The 14,363-nt window shown below is 72.7% G+C and carries 13 protein-coding genes; 6 read left to right on the plus strand and 7 right to left on the minus strand.

Annotation, left to right across the window (positions count from 1 at the left end):
* Nucleotides 1-29 precede the first annotated feature (29 nt).
* On the minus strand, nucleotides 30-800 hold the full coding sequence (locus ACYVNR_RS17430; protein ID WP_461049713.1) for a glycoside hydrolase family 16 protein: 771 nt from the start codon (nucleotides 798-800) through the stop codon (nucleotides 30-32).
* A gap of 205 nt (nucleotides 801-1,005) precedes the next feature.
* Between ACYVNR_RS17430 and ACYVNR_RS17435 the strand changes: the two genes are divergently transcribed.
* A complete protein-coding gene (locus ACYVNR_RS17435) occupies nucleotides 1,006-2,049 on the plus strand; it encodes a Y-family DNA polymerase (RefSeq protein WP_461049715.1) in 1,044 nt (347 codons plus the stop codon).
* 33 nt (nucleotides 2,050-2,082) lie between these two features.
* Complete coding sequence (locus tag ACYVNR_RS17440; RefSeq protein WP_461049718.1) at nucleotides 2,083-2,886, plus strand: arylamine N-acetyltransferase family protein; 804 nt, start codon at nucleotides 2,083-2,085, stop codon at nucleotides 2,884-2,886.
* A gap of 33 nt (nucleotides 2,887-2,919) precedes the next feature.
* On the opposite strand, the gene ACYVNR_RS17445 is transcribed toward ACYVNR_RS17440, so the two are convergent.
* The 3 genes from ACYVNR_RS17445 to ACYVNR_RS17455 all read right to left on the minus strand — a co-directional run bounded on the left by ACYVNR_RS17445 (nucleotide 2,920) and on the right by ACYVNR_RS17455 (nucleotide 6,315).
* Nucleotides 2,920-3,330 carry a VOC family protein gene (locus ACYVNR_RS17445; RefSeq protein ID WP_461049720.1) on the minus strand — a complete coding sequence of 137 codons (411 nt, stop codon included), beginning with the start codon at nucleotides 3,328-3,330 and terminating at the stop codon, nucleotides 2,920-2,922.
* A 67-nt stretch (nucleotides 3,331-3,397) separates the two neighbouring features.
* Nucleotides 3,398-4,819, minus strand: a complete 1,422-nt coding sequence (locus tag ACYVNR_RS17450) for an HNH endonuclease signature motif containing protein (RefSeq protein ID WP_461049722.1) — start codon at nucleotides 4,817-4,819, stop codon at nucleotides 3,398-3,400.
* Between the two features lie 71 nt (nucleotides 4,820-4,890).
* Nucleotides 4,891-6,315, minus strand: coding sequence for an esterase/lipase family protein (locus ACYVNR_RS17455; RefSeq protein ID WP_461049724.1), 1,425 nt, complete (start codon nucleotides 6,313-6,315; stop codon nucleotides 4,891-4,893).
* Nucleotides 6,316-6,486: 171 nt separating this feature from the next.
* Here ACYVNR_RS17455 and ACYVNR_RS17460 point away from each other — a divergent pair, with 171 nt between their 5' ends.
* On the plus strand, nucleotides 6,487-7,119 hold the full coding sequence (locus tag ACYVNR_RS17460) for a hemerythrin domain-containing protein (RefSeq protein WP_045192727.1): 633 nt from the start codon (nucleotides 6,487-6,489) through the stop codon (nucleotides 7,117-7,119).
* A 185-nt stretch (nucleotides 7,120-7,304) separates the two neighbouring features.
* Here the strand turns inward: ACYVNR_RS17460 and ACYVNR_RS17465 are convergent, their stop codons facing one another.
* The 3 genes from ACYVNR_RS17465 to ACYVNR_RS17475 all read right to left on the minus strand — a co-directional run bounded on the left by ACYVNR_RS17465 (nucleotide 7,305) and on the right by ACYVNR_RS17475 (nucleotide 11,001).
* On the minus strand, nucleotides 7,305-8,459 hold the full coding sequence (locus ACYVNR_RS17465; RefSeq protein WP_461049727.1) for a benzoate/H(+) symporter BenE family transporter: 1,155 nt from the start codon (nucleotides 8,457-8,459) through the stop codon (nucleotides 7,305-7,307).
* Between the two features lie 109 nt (nucleotides 8,460-8,568).
* Entirely contained in the window at nucleotides 8,569-9,369 is an 801-nt protein-coding gene (locus tag ACYVNR_RS17470) for an inositol monophosphatase family protein (protein ID WP_461049729.1), read from the minus strand.
* 9 nt (nucleotides 9,370-9,378) lie between these two features.
* A complete protein-coding gene (locus tag ACYVNR_RS17475; RefSeq protein ID WP_461049731.1) occupies nucleotides 9,379-11,001 on the minus strand; it encodes a hypothetical protein in 1,623 nt (540 codons plus the stop codon).
* A gap of 539 nt (nucleotides 11,002-11,540) precedes the next feature.
* On the opposite strand from ACYVNR_RS17475, the gene ACYVNR_RS17480 reads away from it, so the two are divergent.
* Genes ACYVNR_RS17480 through ACYVNR_RS17490 form a run of 3 tightly spaced genes read left to right on the plus strand, consistent with a single transcriptional unit; the run spans nucleotide 11,541 to nucleotide 14,337 of the window.
* Complete coding sequence (locus ACYVNR_RS17480; protein WP_461049733.1) at nucleotides 11,541-12,770, plus strand: GNAT family N-acetyltransferase; 1,230 nt, start codon at nucleotides 11,541-11,543, stop codon at nucleotides 12,768-12,770.
* Entirely contained in the window at nucleotides 12,767-13,309 is a 543-nt protein-coding gene (locus ACYVNR_RS17485; protein WP_461049735.1) for a CoxG family protein, read from the plus strand. Before ACYVNR_RS17480 ends, ACYVNR_RS17485 begins: the two co-directional genes overlap by 4 nt.
* Nucleotides 13,306-14,337 (plus strand): NAD-dependent epimerase/dehydratase family protein, encoded by a 1,032-nt coding sequence (locus ACYVNR_RS17490; protein WP_461049737.1) that lies wholly within the window; start codon nucleotides 13,306-13,308, stop codon nucleotides 14,335-14,337. The genes ACYVNR_RS17485 and ACYVNR_RS17490 overlap by 4 nt, the downstream gene beginning before the upstream one ends.
* Nucleotides 14,338-14,363: the final 26 nt, after the last annotated feature.

The following is a 14,363-nucleotide window of genomic DNA, read 5'->3' on the forward strand; positions in this document are numbered from 1 at the left end:
CGGAGCTCGCCCGCCGGCCGGGTGACGATCTAGGCGTAGCCGCGCACCCAGTCGACGACGAGCTCGGGGACGAGGTGGTCGTCGGCCCCCACGGACCGTTCCGGGAAGTCGAAGGTCGCCAGCATGAGCTGCAGCGGATAGGCAGGCGGCCGAGAGCACGACCGCACGAGAGACCCGTCGACGTGGAAGTCGGCGCGCTCGCGGTCCCACCGGACGGCATACGTGTGCCAGTCGGCGACGTCGATGGGGAGGCGAACGGCCTCGAAGTCCTCCGTGACCGCGGGGTCGCGGAACGGGTGCAGCCCCATGCCCACGGCTGTCGAGACGCCTGGCTCGACCGCGTCGCCGAACATCTCGGTCACGCAGATCTCGGCCGACTGCTCCGGCACCTGCTCGAAGCCGACCATCCACAGCGCCACCATCGACCTCGGTGACACGACGGCTCGGGCCCGCAGCTCGACCCAGCCACCGTCGGGCAGCCAGCCACGATGCTCGGGCTGCTCCTCACGCACGAGCTGGCCGTCACGGAACGGCTGCTGACCCTTCGTGCTGCCGCGCGGGCCCGACCAGCTGCCCGTCTGGATGCCCGAGACGCGTATCGGAGGTAGGTGGTCGCCCTCGCACCAGACCGGGTGGTCGGGCGGGACGCGCAGGTGCAGGCACGAGTCGCGCAGCTCGTAGGCGGCCAGCGTGTCGGCGCGCGAGCTCCAGGCGGGCAGGTAGTGCGGCACCCACGTGGCCGGGTCGAGGTCGACACCGTCGAAGTGGTCCTCGAAGACGAGTACGCGGTCGTCGGTCATGCCGACATCCTCGCGCGGACCACCGACGACGGTCAGAACTCCGGGCCGCCATCCTGCTCGACCTCGACGTGCTCGGTGCGTTCCTCGTCGTGCACCTCGGCCAACCCCGCCGCCAGGTGGCCACAGCCTGACGCGCCCACCTGTTTCGCGACGTCGCCGACAGCGTCCTCGGGAGGTTGTCGGCGGCGACCGCGAGAGTGGAGGGGTGATCCTCCATGCCGACGCCGACGCGTTCTTCGCGTCCGTCGAGCAGCGCGACGACCCGCGCCTGCGCGGGCGGCCGATGGTCGTCGCGCACGAGGTCGTCGCCTGCCCCTCCTACGAGGCGCGCGCTCTCGGCATCCACGCCGGTATGCCGTTGCGTCAGGTCCAGCGTCGCTGGCCCGACGTGCTCGTCACGGGCTACCGGTCCGAGGCGTACGAGGAGGCTTCGACACTGCTCTTCGACCTCTTCCGGCGGTTCACGCCGCTCGTCGAGCCGGGCTCGATGGAAGAGGCCTTCCTCGACGTCACCGGTCGCGACCGCGGCGACCTCACCGGCATGGCGTACGCCCTCCGGGCCGCCGCCCGGTCGGAAGTGGGGCTGCCGGTCTCGGTCGGTGCAGGCAGCACCAAGCTCATCGCCAAGCTGGCGAGCCGGCGCGCGAAGCCCGACGGCGTCGTCGTCGTCGACGCCGAGCTCGAGGGGCGGCTGCGGCCCAGGCTGCGTCTCGACGAGCTGTGGGGCGTCGGGCCAACGACCTACGAGAAGCTCCACGCCGCAGGCCTCTTCGTCGTCTCCGACCTGCACGGCCTCACCGAGGACGACCTCAAGCGCGTCGTCACCACTGCCATGGCCAGACGCCTCCTGTCCATCGCGCACGGCACCGACGATGCGACGATCCGGCTGCCTGGGCCACGGCGCTCGGTGAGCGCGAGCCGGTCGCTGCCGTCGACCCGCACGCGGTCGAAGGTCGTCGCCGTGCTCGAGGAGTGCGTGAGTCGCGCGATCACCCGGGTCTCGGGCCTCGACGGCCCGCCCCGCCTGCCCACCCGGCTCGAAGTGTTCGTCCGTTACGACGACGGCACGCAGGTGCTCGAGCGCGGACCCCTGGGGGACCCGTCGCTCGATTCGGAGGTGATCGGCGCTGCCGCCGCCGCACTGCTCGACCGCACCGGCTACGAGTGGGACGGACGCGGCGTGACGATGGTCGGCCTGACGCTGCCGCTCCCCATGCCCGGCGTGAACCCACCGGACACGACGACTTGACCTCAAGGGGGCTCGAGGTCGCAGCATGTTCAGGTGACCGCCCCGACCATGACCGACGCCCTCACCACGAGCGAGGCCGCGGCCTACCTGCGCCGCCTCGGCGTGGCCCGTCCCGAGGCACCGACGCTCGGCGCCCTCGCCTCGCTGCACCGGGCCCACCTGCTCACGGTCCCGTTCGAGAACCTCGACATCGGCCTGGGGCGACCCATCCGCCTCGACCACGCGTCGCTGGTGGCGAAGATCGTCGAGGCGCGCCGGGGCGGCTACTGCTACGAGCTGAACGGGCTGTTCGCGCTGCTGCTGCGCCGGCTCGGGTATGCCGTCGACCTCGTCTCCGCACGCGTGGCGACCGCGGACGGCGACCTCACGGCCGAGTACGACCATCTCGCTCTCGTCGTGACGTCGCCCGACCTCGCGGGAAGGGTGCTGGCAGACGTCGGCTTCGGCGACGGATTCGTCGAGCCCCTGCCACTCGCCGACGGCTTCGAGCGGCGCGAACGCGGTCTGGCTGTCGGGGTGGCGCGCCGCGGCGAGCTCTGGGTCTCGCGCGAGCGGCGGGACGGCGAGGACTGGCGGGACCGGTTCGTGTTCTCGACGACTCCGCACTCGCTCGACGACTTCGCCGAGCGGAACATCTGGCAGCAGACGTCGCCCGAGAGCCACTTCACCCGGTCGCGCCTGGTTTCGCAGCTCACCCCCACGGGTCGCGTCACCGTGAGCGGCAACCGGCTCATCACGACGACCCAGGGTCGGCGTGACGAGGTGGAGCTCGCGGACGACGAAGCGGTGCGCGACGCGCTCGCAGACCACTTCGGCATCGTGCTCCCGGCCGTCTGACCTCGCGTCAGCGCTGGACCTCGCCGTGGACGGTCAGTCCCAGGCGTCCGGGGTGGGGCGGCAGAGGCAGAAGGGGTGGCCGGCCGGATCGGCGTAGACGCGGAAGCCGCGCTCGGGCTTCGGGCGCGGAGCCTCTTCCGGATCGAGTGCCACACCGCCCAGCTCGAGCACGCGCTCGTGGGCAGCCGCGATGTCGGCGACGACGAAGTCGAGGTGCACCTGCTGGTGGCCGCGCGGCCAGTCCGGTGACTCGTGGTTCGGGGCGAGCTGGGTAGCGATGCGTGGACCGTCCCAGAGGACGTTGAACCAGTCGCCGTCCGGGTCGCCCTCGACGCGCCCGCCGAGCAGGTCGGCGTAGAACTGCGCGACACCGGCGGCGTCGACGCAGTCGAGCGCGACGCAGTCCCAGCCGATCTTCGAAGCCGTGTTCTCAGTCGTGGTCATGCAACCCACTGAACCACCCCAGGGCGACACCGCTCTCCAGTGACCCGCAGCCCCAGCTTCGCGGGGCTCACTCTCGCCGGTGCTCCCTCGGCACGTGCCAGATGACCTCGTCGGGCAGCACCGTCGCCGTCAGACCGAGCTGGTGGACGATCGTGTGGTGCCGCCCGCAGAGCAGGGCCCCGTTGCACAGATCAGTGGCGCCGCCGTGGAGCCAGTGCACGACATGGTGGGCGTCGCACCACTGGGGTGGGACCGTGCAGCCCGGATAGCTGCACCCGTGGTCACGCAGCGCCATCGCCAGCCGCTGGGCCGGCGTGAAGTAGCGGTCGGCGCGGCCGATGTCGAGCACCTGCGACGGGCCGCCGAGCACCGTCGGCAGGATCTCGGCCTCGCAGGCGACACGGCGTACCGTCGACGCCGACAGCACCTCGTCGTTGTCGGCGACGCCTGCCCCTCGCAGCCGGTCGAGCAACGCCTCCAGCGACATCGTCACGACGAGCTTGGTGCGCGACGTGCGCGTGACACCCTGTGGCGCGGCGACGGCTCGCTGGATCAGCTCGAGAGCAGCGTCGGCCCGACGCGTCGCCGGCGACCGCGGGTCGGTCGCAGCACCCTTGCCGGCGTCGGAGCTGCCGTCGGGCTGCCCAAAGGGCCAGCGGCTCCAGTCGAGGTCGGGGCGCGGCCTCGCGAGCGCGTCGACGGCCGCATCGAGAACGGCCGACCCTTCGGGGTCGAGGCGCCAGAGGTACTCGGTCATGCCGGCGCACCGGCCGATCTTGGTGAGCGACCGTGCCGCGCGCAGCCGCTGCGCCTCGTCCTCGACCTGCTCCGGCGGGCGCAGGCTCGCACGCCCGTGCGATGCCAGTCGACGCAGCTCGCGGACGCCGAGCTGAGGGGCGGCCTCGATCATGGTGTCGACGACCTGCTCGACCTGGTCGGGGTCGGCGAACGTGACGACGTCGTCGCGGAAGCGCACGATGACCGCCGCCTTGTCGACGGACACCGCACCGTCCCGCACGCCACCGGCCAGGCGCGCCCACCGTGGGTCGTTCATGGCTGCGCCGACGGCGGTCAGGGCGGCAGATGCCCCGGCCGCGAGGCCCGGCGCGTGACCAGCCACCCAGTCGTTGCGGGACAGGCCCGAGGCCTCCGGCAGCCCGCGTGAGGTGACCTCGGCCGCCAGCACCGCCGACAGGCTGTGCGCCATCTCGCGGACCGCCTGCGCCTGCTCGATCGCGTCACCGAGCCCCACCTCGGGCATCGTCCAGACGGGCGTGTTGCGGGCGATGAGCCGCAGCTCTGCCGCCATCGAGGCCAGTCGGGCTGCGAGCCCCGGCAGGTCGCGCAGGCTGGCCAGCTGCTGGACGTCGACCATCGCCAACGGCACCGCGGAGGTTTGTTCAGGTGCGCCCGCACCCACCGCGACGTTCAGCGCGCCGCAGCACTCAGCGTGCCCCTTCGGGCGCCTCCTGAGCGTGGCGGTCGTCATGCAGTCGATCATATGTTCGACCGCCGACAGCTCTCCGGCCGTTGTCCACAGGGCCCGGAGTCATCCCAGGGTCAGCTCGACGGCCTCGGCCAGACCACCGTCGTGGACGTGACCGGCCGCACGGTGGAGCTCTTCTCGGCGCCCTCCACGGCGACCGTGTGCGTGCCAGGAGGCAGGTCGGCGAACGAAGCGACCCCGTGGCCCGTGCGCACCGTCGGCTCGACCCGCGCCAGCACCGTCCCGCGGGAGCTGCGCACCGTCACCGCCATCGCCTTGCGCGGCGGCTCGTCGCCACCGAGCTCGGACTCGAGGTCGAAGGTGACCTTCAGCGCCCGCCCGCCGGTGACGAGGTCGGGCACCGTGGCGCGCACGCGCGTGTCCTTGAGCTCGTCGCGTCGTCGCACCGGCTTCGCCGTGAGGATCTCCTGGATCTGGTCGAGGACGACCTGGTTGCACTGGAGGTTCGTGTGCTGCTCCGGGACCCGTACCGCGAGGTTGGTGTCGAGTGCCTCCCCAAGCCCGACCGCCCCGGTGAGCGACACGGTGCCGTCCCCGTAGTCGTTGTCGCTTCCGAAGGTCTGCGACGTGGTCGCCTTGCCGTCGCGCAGCGTCACCGTCGTCTGACTGGGCTGCCGCACGCCCACGACCATGTGCGTCGTCGTGCGGCTCGCGGCCCGAGCCGTCTCGGCCGCCTGCAGGTCGGTGTGGAAGAGCATCGCGTCGGTGACCATCGCCGTGCTGACGTTCGGCACCGGCACCTCGGTCGTCTTCGCCCAGCCGTCGCCGGCGGCGATGCACGCGTACTCCGGCAGCAGCTGGAACAGCGACGGCATGCTCCTCGAGAACGCCGTCAGGTCGAGGGAGAGCGGGCCGATGCCCTTCTTCACGCCGTTGACGAGCTGCTCGAGGGCGTCGGTGGCGCCACGCCACGGCGTGCCCAGGGTGATGAGCTTGCGCGTCACCTCGGCCCCGCCGCACTTCTCGATGTACCAGCGGGCGACGAGACCACCCATGGAGTGGCAGATGAAGACGACCTTCGCGTCGGCGTACGCGCCGCCCTGCCCGCGGAGCCGCTCGAGGGCGGGCTCGACGACCGACTTCAGCCGCTGCCCGTTGAACCGGTTGGACAGGCGCCAGTCGTACGCGTACGTGATGAGGGAGGGGGCCCTGCCGGCTCCGTCGCGCGAGTAGCCCTGCGTCTCAAGGGACTTGACGAGCACGTCGTAGCCGCGGATCGGGGTCCAGATGCCGGGGAGCACGTGGACGTCGGGCATGAGCGCGACCGGCTCGACGCCGTCACCCGGGTGCTCGTCGCCGATCCCCTCGGGCAGCACCTTGTCGAGGATCGAGGGCCCGCCGGTCAGCAGCTTCCACACCGCCCCCGCGCTCGGTGCCCAGATGAGGTTGTCGCTCGCGGGCGAGCCGTCGTCGCCCTTCACGCCGAGAGTGCTGCCCGTGATGCCCGGCAGCACGACCACCAGGTCGTTGCTCGTCATGCGTTCCACCATCCGTCCGTCCCGGTGCGGCGTCCTCTTCCGACCAACGGTGGCACCGACGGGTGCCGGTGATACACGAAACGGGCAGGTCGGGCGAAGCCAGCGGGTATGGACCGAGTGCACCTGCAGCAGAGTGGCTCCGGCACTCCCCGGACGACAGAGAGGCCAACCGTGGACATCACCGACGTCATCCTCCGACAGCACGACGAGCAGCGCCGCATGTTCTCGATGCTGGAGGAGTGGCCGCGCGACGACCACGAGGGTCTCGCCGCGGTGTGGAAGCGGCTCGAGATCCTGCTCGAGGTGCACGCGGAGGCCGAGGAGAAGTACTTCTACCCCGAGCTGCTGCGGCTCGGCACGGGCGGCGCCGACGCCGAGTCCGTCGACGAGGAGGTCGAGGACGCCGTCAAGGACCACAACGAGATCCGCAAGGCGGTGCGCAAGGTCGGCCGCTGCCGCACCGGCTCGGAGGCCTGGTGGAAGGCGGTCGTCGACGCGAACGTGCACAACAGCGACCACATGGGCGAGGAGGAGCGACAGGACCTCGCCGACTTCCGGCAGCAGGCGACCCTCGAGCTGCGGCACGAGATCGCGGTGCAGTTCCTCCGCCACGAGGCGCTGCGCTGGGCCGACGGCATCACACCGAAGGACAAGGACCCCAAGGCGTACGTCAGTGGCGCGAAGTCGTCGAAGGCGTCGGCCACCGCGAAGAAGGCTGCGCGCGCCGCGAAGAAGGCCGCGACGACCGGGCGCGCCCGAGCCGCCCGTTCGAAGAAGTCGTCGGCCGAAGCCGCCGAGGAGTGACTCCCCGCTGACAGACCACGTATGCCGCCCGGTCAGGCCGCGTGCCGAGCCGCGCCCGGCGTCCCCTACATCGAGTGCCCACGAACTCGCGTCGGGAACTGCGCACTCGACCTGGCCCATCCCTGCATCGAGTGCTCACAAGCTCGCGTTGGGAACTGAGCACTCGACGGCGCGGGTGGGCGGCGTCAGGTGCGGGAGTGCTGGCGCCGGCGTTCGACGCGGAGCGCGGCGAGGACGACGAGGCCGGCGACCAAGCCCCAGAACGCGGCGCCGACCCCCGCGACCGTGACCCCGGAGGCCGCGACGACGAGCGTCACCGCGCCGGCCTCGCGTGAGCCGGCGTCGGTGAGGGCGGAGGCTGCCGAGGACGCGAACGTGCCGAGCAGCGCCAGCCCCGCGATGGTCTCGATGAGGCCCTCGGGGGCGGATCGAGCTGCGGCCGTGACGAGTCCGGCGAGAGGGCCGAAGGCGATGTACGTGACCCCGCACGCGACGCCGGCGATCCAGCGCCGGCTCTTGTCGGGGTGCGCCTCGGGGCCTGCCGCCAATGCGGCGGAGATCGCGGCGAGGTTGATCGCGTGCGCCCCGCCGACGGCGCCGACCGCCGTGGCACCACCGGTGTAGAGCAGTGGCGCTCGCATGCCGGGGCGGTAGCCGAACGACGCGAGCACAGCCATGCCCGGGATGTTCTGGCTCGTCATCGTCACGACGAAGAGCGGCAGCGCGATGGCGACGAGCGCCGTCGCATCGAGAGCGGGGGTGACGGGCACGACCGCCGGCACCGCCGTCGAGAGGTCGAGTCGACCGAACACCCCTTGGACCGCCATGACGACCACCGCGGCGACGAGGGCCCCGATGACCGCCCATCGCCGGGCGAGAGCCACGAGCACCACCCACGTGACGATGACCGGCGCGATCGCCACGGGTGAGGCGACCACCGCCCGGAACGGCGCGACGCACAGCGTCAGCAGCACGCCGGCGAGCATCGCGCTGGCCAGGCCGGTCGGGATCGCCTCGACGAGCCGCTCGAGTGGACGCACCAGGCCGCACAGCGCGATGAGCAGGCCGCAGACGAGGAAAGCGCCCACGGCACTGGCGAACCCGCCGGCCGGCGCCGTCGCCGCAGCGAGCAGCGCCGCCCCCGGCGTCGACCAGGCCATCGTGATCGGCATCCGCAGCCGCCACGAGAAGAGCACGCAGCCGAGACCCATCGTGACGCAGAGGACGAGCGGCCCCGAGGCCGCCTGCTCCGGACTCGCGCCCACGGCCCGCAGGCCGGTCAGCACGACGGCGAACGAGCTCGTGAAGCCGACGAGTCCGCAGACGATTCCGGCCAGCACCGCGTGCGCGGTCGAGCCGTCGTGTGCCGACGCTCCCCGGCCCGGCCCCGACCCCGGCCCCACTGACCTCACCGACCCGACTGCCTCTGGGTGCCCCGTCACCGCCGGCTCAGTGGAGGTGGTCGCTCGACGCGAGCGCACGCCACACCGCGTCGAAGGCGGTGGGGCTGCCGGCCGCCACGAGCCCCGGCGGGGTGAGGTCACGGGGCGAGTACGCCTGTCCTGCAGTGGTGCCCAGCATGCCGCCGGCCTCGGAGAGCAGCAGCGAGCCGGGCACGTGGTCCCACGGCGACGCCTTCGCGTAGACGATGTAGTCGGCCTCGCCCTCGACGAGCTTGGGGTAGTCGATGCCGCACGAGACCCACGTCAGCGTCATCGGCTCGAGGCCCTCGGGCGCCTTGCCGATCCACTTGCGGCGCGAGGTGCGTCCGCGCAGCGCACCGTCGGGACGCGAGGGCACCGTGAGCCGTCGGGAGCCCTCGGCGTCGTGGCGCCACGTGCCGGCGCCGCGTTCGGCGACGAAGGCGAGCTCGTGCTGCGGCTGCCAGATCCAGGCCCGCACGGCCTCGCCGCCCACCGTCTCGCTCACCATGACCGCATGGTCCTTGGACCCGTGGACGAAGTTCTTCGTGCCGTCGACGGGGTCGACGGTGAAGGCGTGTTCCGCAGCGGCATACCTGTGGAGCAGGTCCGGGTCGCCGGCGTAGGTCTCCTCGCCGAGGATCGTCGCGTCCGGGTAGGCCGCCCTCAGCGCCCCGTTGATCAGCACCTCGGCCTCGCGGTCGGCGTCGGTGACGAGGTCTCCGGGGTTCTTCTCGTGGACCTCGCCGTCGGCGAGCGCCCGGAACCGGGGGTTGATGACCTGCTCGGCCACGTCCTTCAGGAGGCTCAGCACCTCGTCCGTCTGCACTCCCCCAACCTAGCGACCCGTGGCCGGGTCACCGACGAGCGTCCCATCGGCGTCGAGCGGACGCAGGTGCTCCGGCACGGCGAGCCACCAGCCGAGGATGCCGCGGGCGATCTCGGGCATCGCGAGCGGGTCGTCGCCCGGCACCGGCAGCGCATCCTGCAGGGCGGTGAGCAGATCGCGGCGGCCACGCATGCCGAGCACGTAGACGAGGCCGCGCAGCAGCTCGGTGTCCTCGGCGCCGAGCGCGGCGCTGCCGGAGGCGACCACCTGGGCGGCCCGGCGGGCGAACGACGTCTCACGTTCCTCGCGTCGCCGGGTGGCCGGCTCCACGGTGTTGCCGACGACGTATGCCGCCTGCGCCGCGACCGAGCGCGGCGTCGTCTTCGAGAGGGCCACCTTCTCGAACATGTCGAGGTCCTCGGGTTGCCCCACCCACAGCAGCACGCTCACCGCCTCGTGGGCCACGACGAGGTCGCCGCGGTCGACGGCCGCGCTGAACGCCGCCGCGTGCACCCGCCCGATGATGCGGCTCTGCGGCGACAGCATGAGGATGCCGAGGGCGTTGTCGCGGTCCTCCTCGTTCGTCTGGCCGAGCGCGGTCTGGAGCAGCGTCGCGAGCACGGGCTCGCCCGCCGCGGCGCGCCCCTCCCCCGCCTCGAGCACCGCCTTGATCCGCTTCTGCGCCTCGTGCACCGCCTGCGCCGACACGGCCCGCCCGTCACGGATGATCGACGCGGCGGCCCGCCGGTCCTCGGCCGTCAGCACGTTGGCGATGCGCTGGCTGGCCGGGCCGAGCGCGCGCACGAGGTTCGCAGCCCCCCGGTGCACGAGGTAGGAGTGGTCCGGGTCGCGCAGGTGCTGCACGGCCAGGCGCACCGCCTCGCGGCGGATGTCCACGTCGAGACGGGTGCCCCGCACCAGCGTCGTCAGCACGATGAGGCAACCCCGCAGCGCGCTCGAGCTCGTCGGGTCACGCAGCTGGTCGAGCATGACCGAGAGCGCCTGCGGGTCGCGCGTGTACTGCAGCAGGCTGAGGGTGTCGTTGTAGAACTGCGCGTCGGGCCGGGCGACCGCTTCGGCAGCCAGACGGGCCACGACCCCACCGCTGCGGGGATGCCCGGCAAGACGTGCCAGCGCCTCGGTGCGCTGCGCGTACTCGAGGTTCAGGCACAGGCCCACCTCTTGCAGGAGTCGGCGGAAGAGCGCCTCCCAGTCTGACGAGCGGATCATGGCGTGCGGCATACGGCCGAGGTGGTCGGAGAGCCGGTCCCAGTCCAGGCCGGTCATCCGGTCGTCGCCGAGGGCGCGCTCCAGCAGCTCGAGCGTCTCGCCGACGTCGGGCTCGCCGCGGGGCGGCAGGGCTGCGGCCGACCGGATCGGCTCGTGCGACCGGGCGAAGAGGTCGATCACGGAGAGCAGCTGCCCCTCGGGCAGCTCGAGCACCGACTCGTAGCGTCGCACGAGCGCTCGTGTCAGGTCGACACCGCCGCCCTCCCAGCGACCGACCTGGGCGCGGTGCACCGGGGCGGCCCGACCCGCTCCCTGCGCGAAGCCGGCCGCGCTGCGCAGGGCGGGGTCAGCCGCGTGCATCCGGGCGTTGCGCAGCACCCACCGGATCTCGTCGCTCAGCACGGGCGTCCTCCGGCAGGCGTCCCGGCAGGCGTCCCGGCCGCAGCCGGCTGCCCGGTTGCGTCGGGAAGGTTTCCCCGCAACGACGCCCACACCGGGCCCGAGCCCTTCGTAGGGTGACGATCGAGCCGGATGCTCCGGGACGGGAGTCGCGATCTGGGGGGGACTCCCGTCCCACCGGCGGCCCTGTCGAGGCGTGTGTCATCGCCCCCGGTGGCCGCCCGCCGCGCCCGTGCCGTCGCCGGCGTCACCCCTGCGTGCCGTTCCACGGCAACCCCCTCGTGCGTCCCCGGAGCCCCCGCTCCGCCCCCTCGAAACCTGCAACCGACCCCCGCGACGTTGCGCTGGAACGGACGTCCCGCAACGGGTGAGGGATATCTCGTTCCATTGGGTACGGTAAGCCTCGGTACGCAGCCTGTGGAGGGGAAGCGCGCCTTTTGGGCCGGGAGCCAGCACGCTGGCTCCCGGCCTTTCACGTACCCGCTGGGCCCACCCCGTGCCCGACGAGCCCGACGAGCCCGCTGAGGGGCAGGACGAGGTCAATGCCGATGACGAGTGCGTATGCCGGCTGGCAGGCTGACGCCGTGACCGCCGAGCCCCAGCCCTCCTCGTCCAGCCCGTCCGTTTCGTCCGCCCCTGCCGGCGCCGCGCTCGTGGCCGTCCTCACCGACGGCGTCGTGACCCTGCGGCCGCATTCCCTCGACGACGCCGACGCGATCGTCGAGCAGAGCAGCGACCCCGAGAGCCTGCGCTGGACCACCGTCCCGCGCCCCTACTCCCGCGACGACGCGGTCTGGTACGTCAACCGCAACCTCGAGGACTGGGCCGACCCCACCGCGGCCCGGCACTGGGCGATCGAGTGGACCGACAGCCTCGGCCGGGTGCGGTTCGGCGGCAGCATCGACCTTCGTCCGGGTGCCGCTGCGTCGGTGGGCGAGATCGGCTTCGGCCTGCACCCCGCTGCCCGGGGCCACGGCATCATGTCGCGCGCGGTGCGCCTCGTCGTCGAGCACGCCTTCTCGACCCCCGTCTGGGGCACGCCTGTGAGCCGGCTGCACTGGCGCGCGGTCGTCGGCAACTGGGGCTCGCGCCGGGTCGCCTGGGCCGCAGGCTTCACCTTCCACGGCACCATCCCCGAGAGCCATCCCGACCCGATGGGCGGGCCGACGGCGCTCGACACGTGGACGGCGAGCATCACGCCCGGCGACTCGCGAGCCCCGCGCAAAGCGTGGCTCGCGGCGACCCCGATCGAGGGCGAACGCGTACGCCTGCGTCCGTGGCGACTCGACGACGTCGACGCGATCGAGCCGCGCGACGACCCGGAGCACTGGATGCCGGCCGGGTCCATCCTGCGGCGCGAGACGTTCCCCACGTGGCTGCACGTGCGGCAGGAGCGGATGGCCGACGGCATCGGGATCGACTGGTGCGTCGCCGACCTCGAGACCGACCGGGCACTGGGCAGCGTCCTCGTCTTCAGCCGCGGCGGGGAGATCGGCGAGACCGCCGAGCTCGGCTACCAGTTCTTCCCCAGCGCCCGAGGCCGCGGCGCGGCGAAGGAGGCCGCGCGCCTGGCCGTCCGCCACGCGCTCACCCCGGCCGCCGAGGGTGGCCTCGGCGTGCGGCGCCTCGTTGCCGAGACCGCGGCCGACAACGAGGCGAGCAACGCCGTCCTCCGGTCGGTGGGCTTCACCGAGTTCGGGCGCGAGCACGCCGTCGACCGGCTCGCCGACGGCAGCTGGAGCGACGCGCTGCACTGGGAGCTGCTCCCGTGAGGCTGCACCACGACCAGGAGCTCGAGGCCCCCGTCGACGCCGTGTGGTCGCACTTCATGGACCTCAAGCGCATCGGTCGCTGCTTCCCCGGGGCGGCCGTGACGAAGGTCGACGGCGACGACTTCGTCGGCGAGATCCGCGCCAAGCTCGGCCCGCTGTCGATGTACTTCGACGGCACCGGGGCGATGACCGAGCGCGACGAGCAGGCGGGGCACGCGCGCCTCGCCGCCACCGGGCACGAGCGCCACGGCCTGGGCAAGGCGCGGATCGACATCACCCTCGCCCTCGAACCGCTCGGCGACGACCGCACCCGCGCGCGGCTCGCCACCGACCTCGTCTTCCTCGGATTCCCGATGGACTTCGGCACCGGCCTCGTCCAGCGCGCCTCGGACCCGCTCATCGAACGGTTCCTCACCTGCATGGCGGTCACCGACCGGCTGCCCGCCGACGAGTCCGAGGACGACGCCGGGGCCCTCGACCTCGTCCGCTCGGCCGGCGACCTGCTCGGCTCGTTCCGACGGGGCCGCAAGCGGTCATGAGGGTCGCCGTCGTCGGCGCGAGCGGCTACGTCGGCTCCCGGCTCGTGCCCGAGCTGCTCCGGCGCGGCCACGACGTCGTGGCCACGCACCACCGGTCACCCGCGACGGCATACCCGTGGGCCGACGACGTGCAGTGGCGACGCGTCGACGTGCAGGACGAGGACGCGGTCATCGCGGCCCTCGAGGGCGTCGATGCCGTCTGCTACCTCGTGCACGGGCTCGACGGCGAGGACTTCATGGAGCGCGACCGCCGGGCTGCCGACAACGTCGCGTATGCCGTCGGCGTCGTCGGCGCGACCCGTCTCGTCTACTTCTCGGGGATCGTCCCCGACCTGCCCGACGACGAGCTGTCGGACCACCTCCTCTCGCGTCTCGAGGTCGAGGAGGTGCTCGCGACCGCCGACTGTCCCGTGCTGACGCTGCGCGCGTCGATGGTGGTCGGGGCCGGGTCGACGAGCTTCGAGGTGATGCGCCAGATGTCGCACCGTCTCGGCGTCGTGCAGACGGTGCCGGCGTGGATGGGCGGCTCCGTGATCCAGCCGGTGGCGGTGACCGACGCGGTCTGGTTCCTCGCGGAGGCGCTCGAGCGACCCGACGTCACCGGGCACCTCGACGTCGTCGGGCCCGACCGGCTCAGCTACGTCTCCCTCCTGCGCACGTATGCCGCCGAGGCGCGCCTGCTGCGCGTGCAGCTGCCGGTGTGGCTGGCACCCGTCGAGACGGTCGCGCGCGTGGCCGGCGCCCTCGTCGACATCCCGACCGGGACCGTGGAGTCGCTCATCCCGAGCCTCGGCCACGACATGGTGGGCGAGCGCGACGCGGCCGACGTGCTCGGCGAACCGGGCGGTGGACGGCTCGGCGTGGCCGAGGCCATCCGGCGGTCGCTCGCGACCGAGCGGGCGGGTGAGGGCGCCCCGGACGGCGCGGCCGCGGACGGCGATCCGCAGGCGCCGTCGGTCGGCGACCCGGCGTGGTCGCGGCACCGTTCGGTGCTCGACTGGGTCTGGTCGGCCGCCCGCGGCCGCTGAACCCCGGCTCACACTCGAGTGCTCAC

The organism is Terrabacter koreensis (assembly GCF_054783315.1).

What these genes read in the sequence shown, in the direction of transcription:
- ACYVNR_RS17430 (WP_461049713.1), bottom strand. Translation starts at nt 800, where the DNA reads ATGACCGACGACCGCGTACTCGTCTTCGAGGACCACTTCGACGGTGTC.
- ACYVNR_RS17445 (WP_461049720.1), bottom strand. Translation starts at nt 3,330, where the DNA reads ATGACCACGACTGAGAACACGGCTTCGAAGATCGGCTGGGACTGCGTC.
- ACYVNR_RS17450 (WP_461049722.1), bottom strand. Translation starts at nt 4,819, where the DNA reads ATGACGACCGCCACGCTCAGGAGGCGCCCGAAGGGGCACGCTGAGTGC.
- ACYVNR_RS17455 (WP_461049724.1), bottom strand. Translation starts at nt 6,315, where the DNA reads ATGACGAGCAACGACCTGGTGGTCGTGCTGCCGGGCATCACGGGCAGC.
- ACYVNR_RS17480 (WP_461049733.1), top strand. Translation starts at nt 11,541, where the DNA reads ATGCCGATGACGAGTGCGTATGCCGGCTGGCAGGCTGACGCCGTGACC.
- ACYVNR_RS17490 (WP_461049737.1), top strand. Translation starts at nt 13,306, where the DNA reads ATGAGGGTCGCCGTCGTCGGCGCGAGCGGCTACGTCGGCTCCCGGCTC.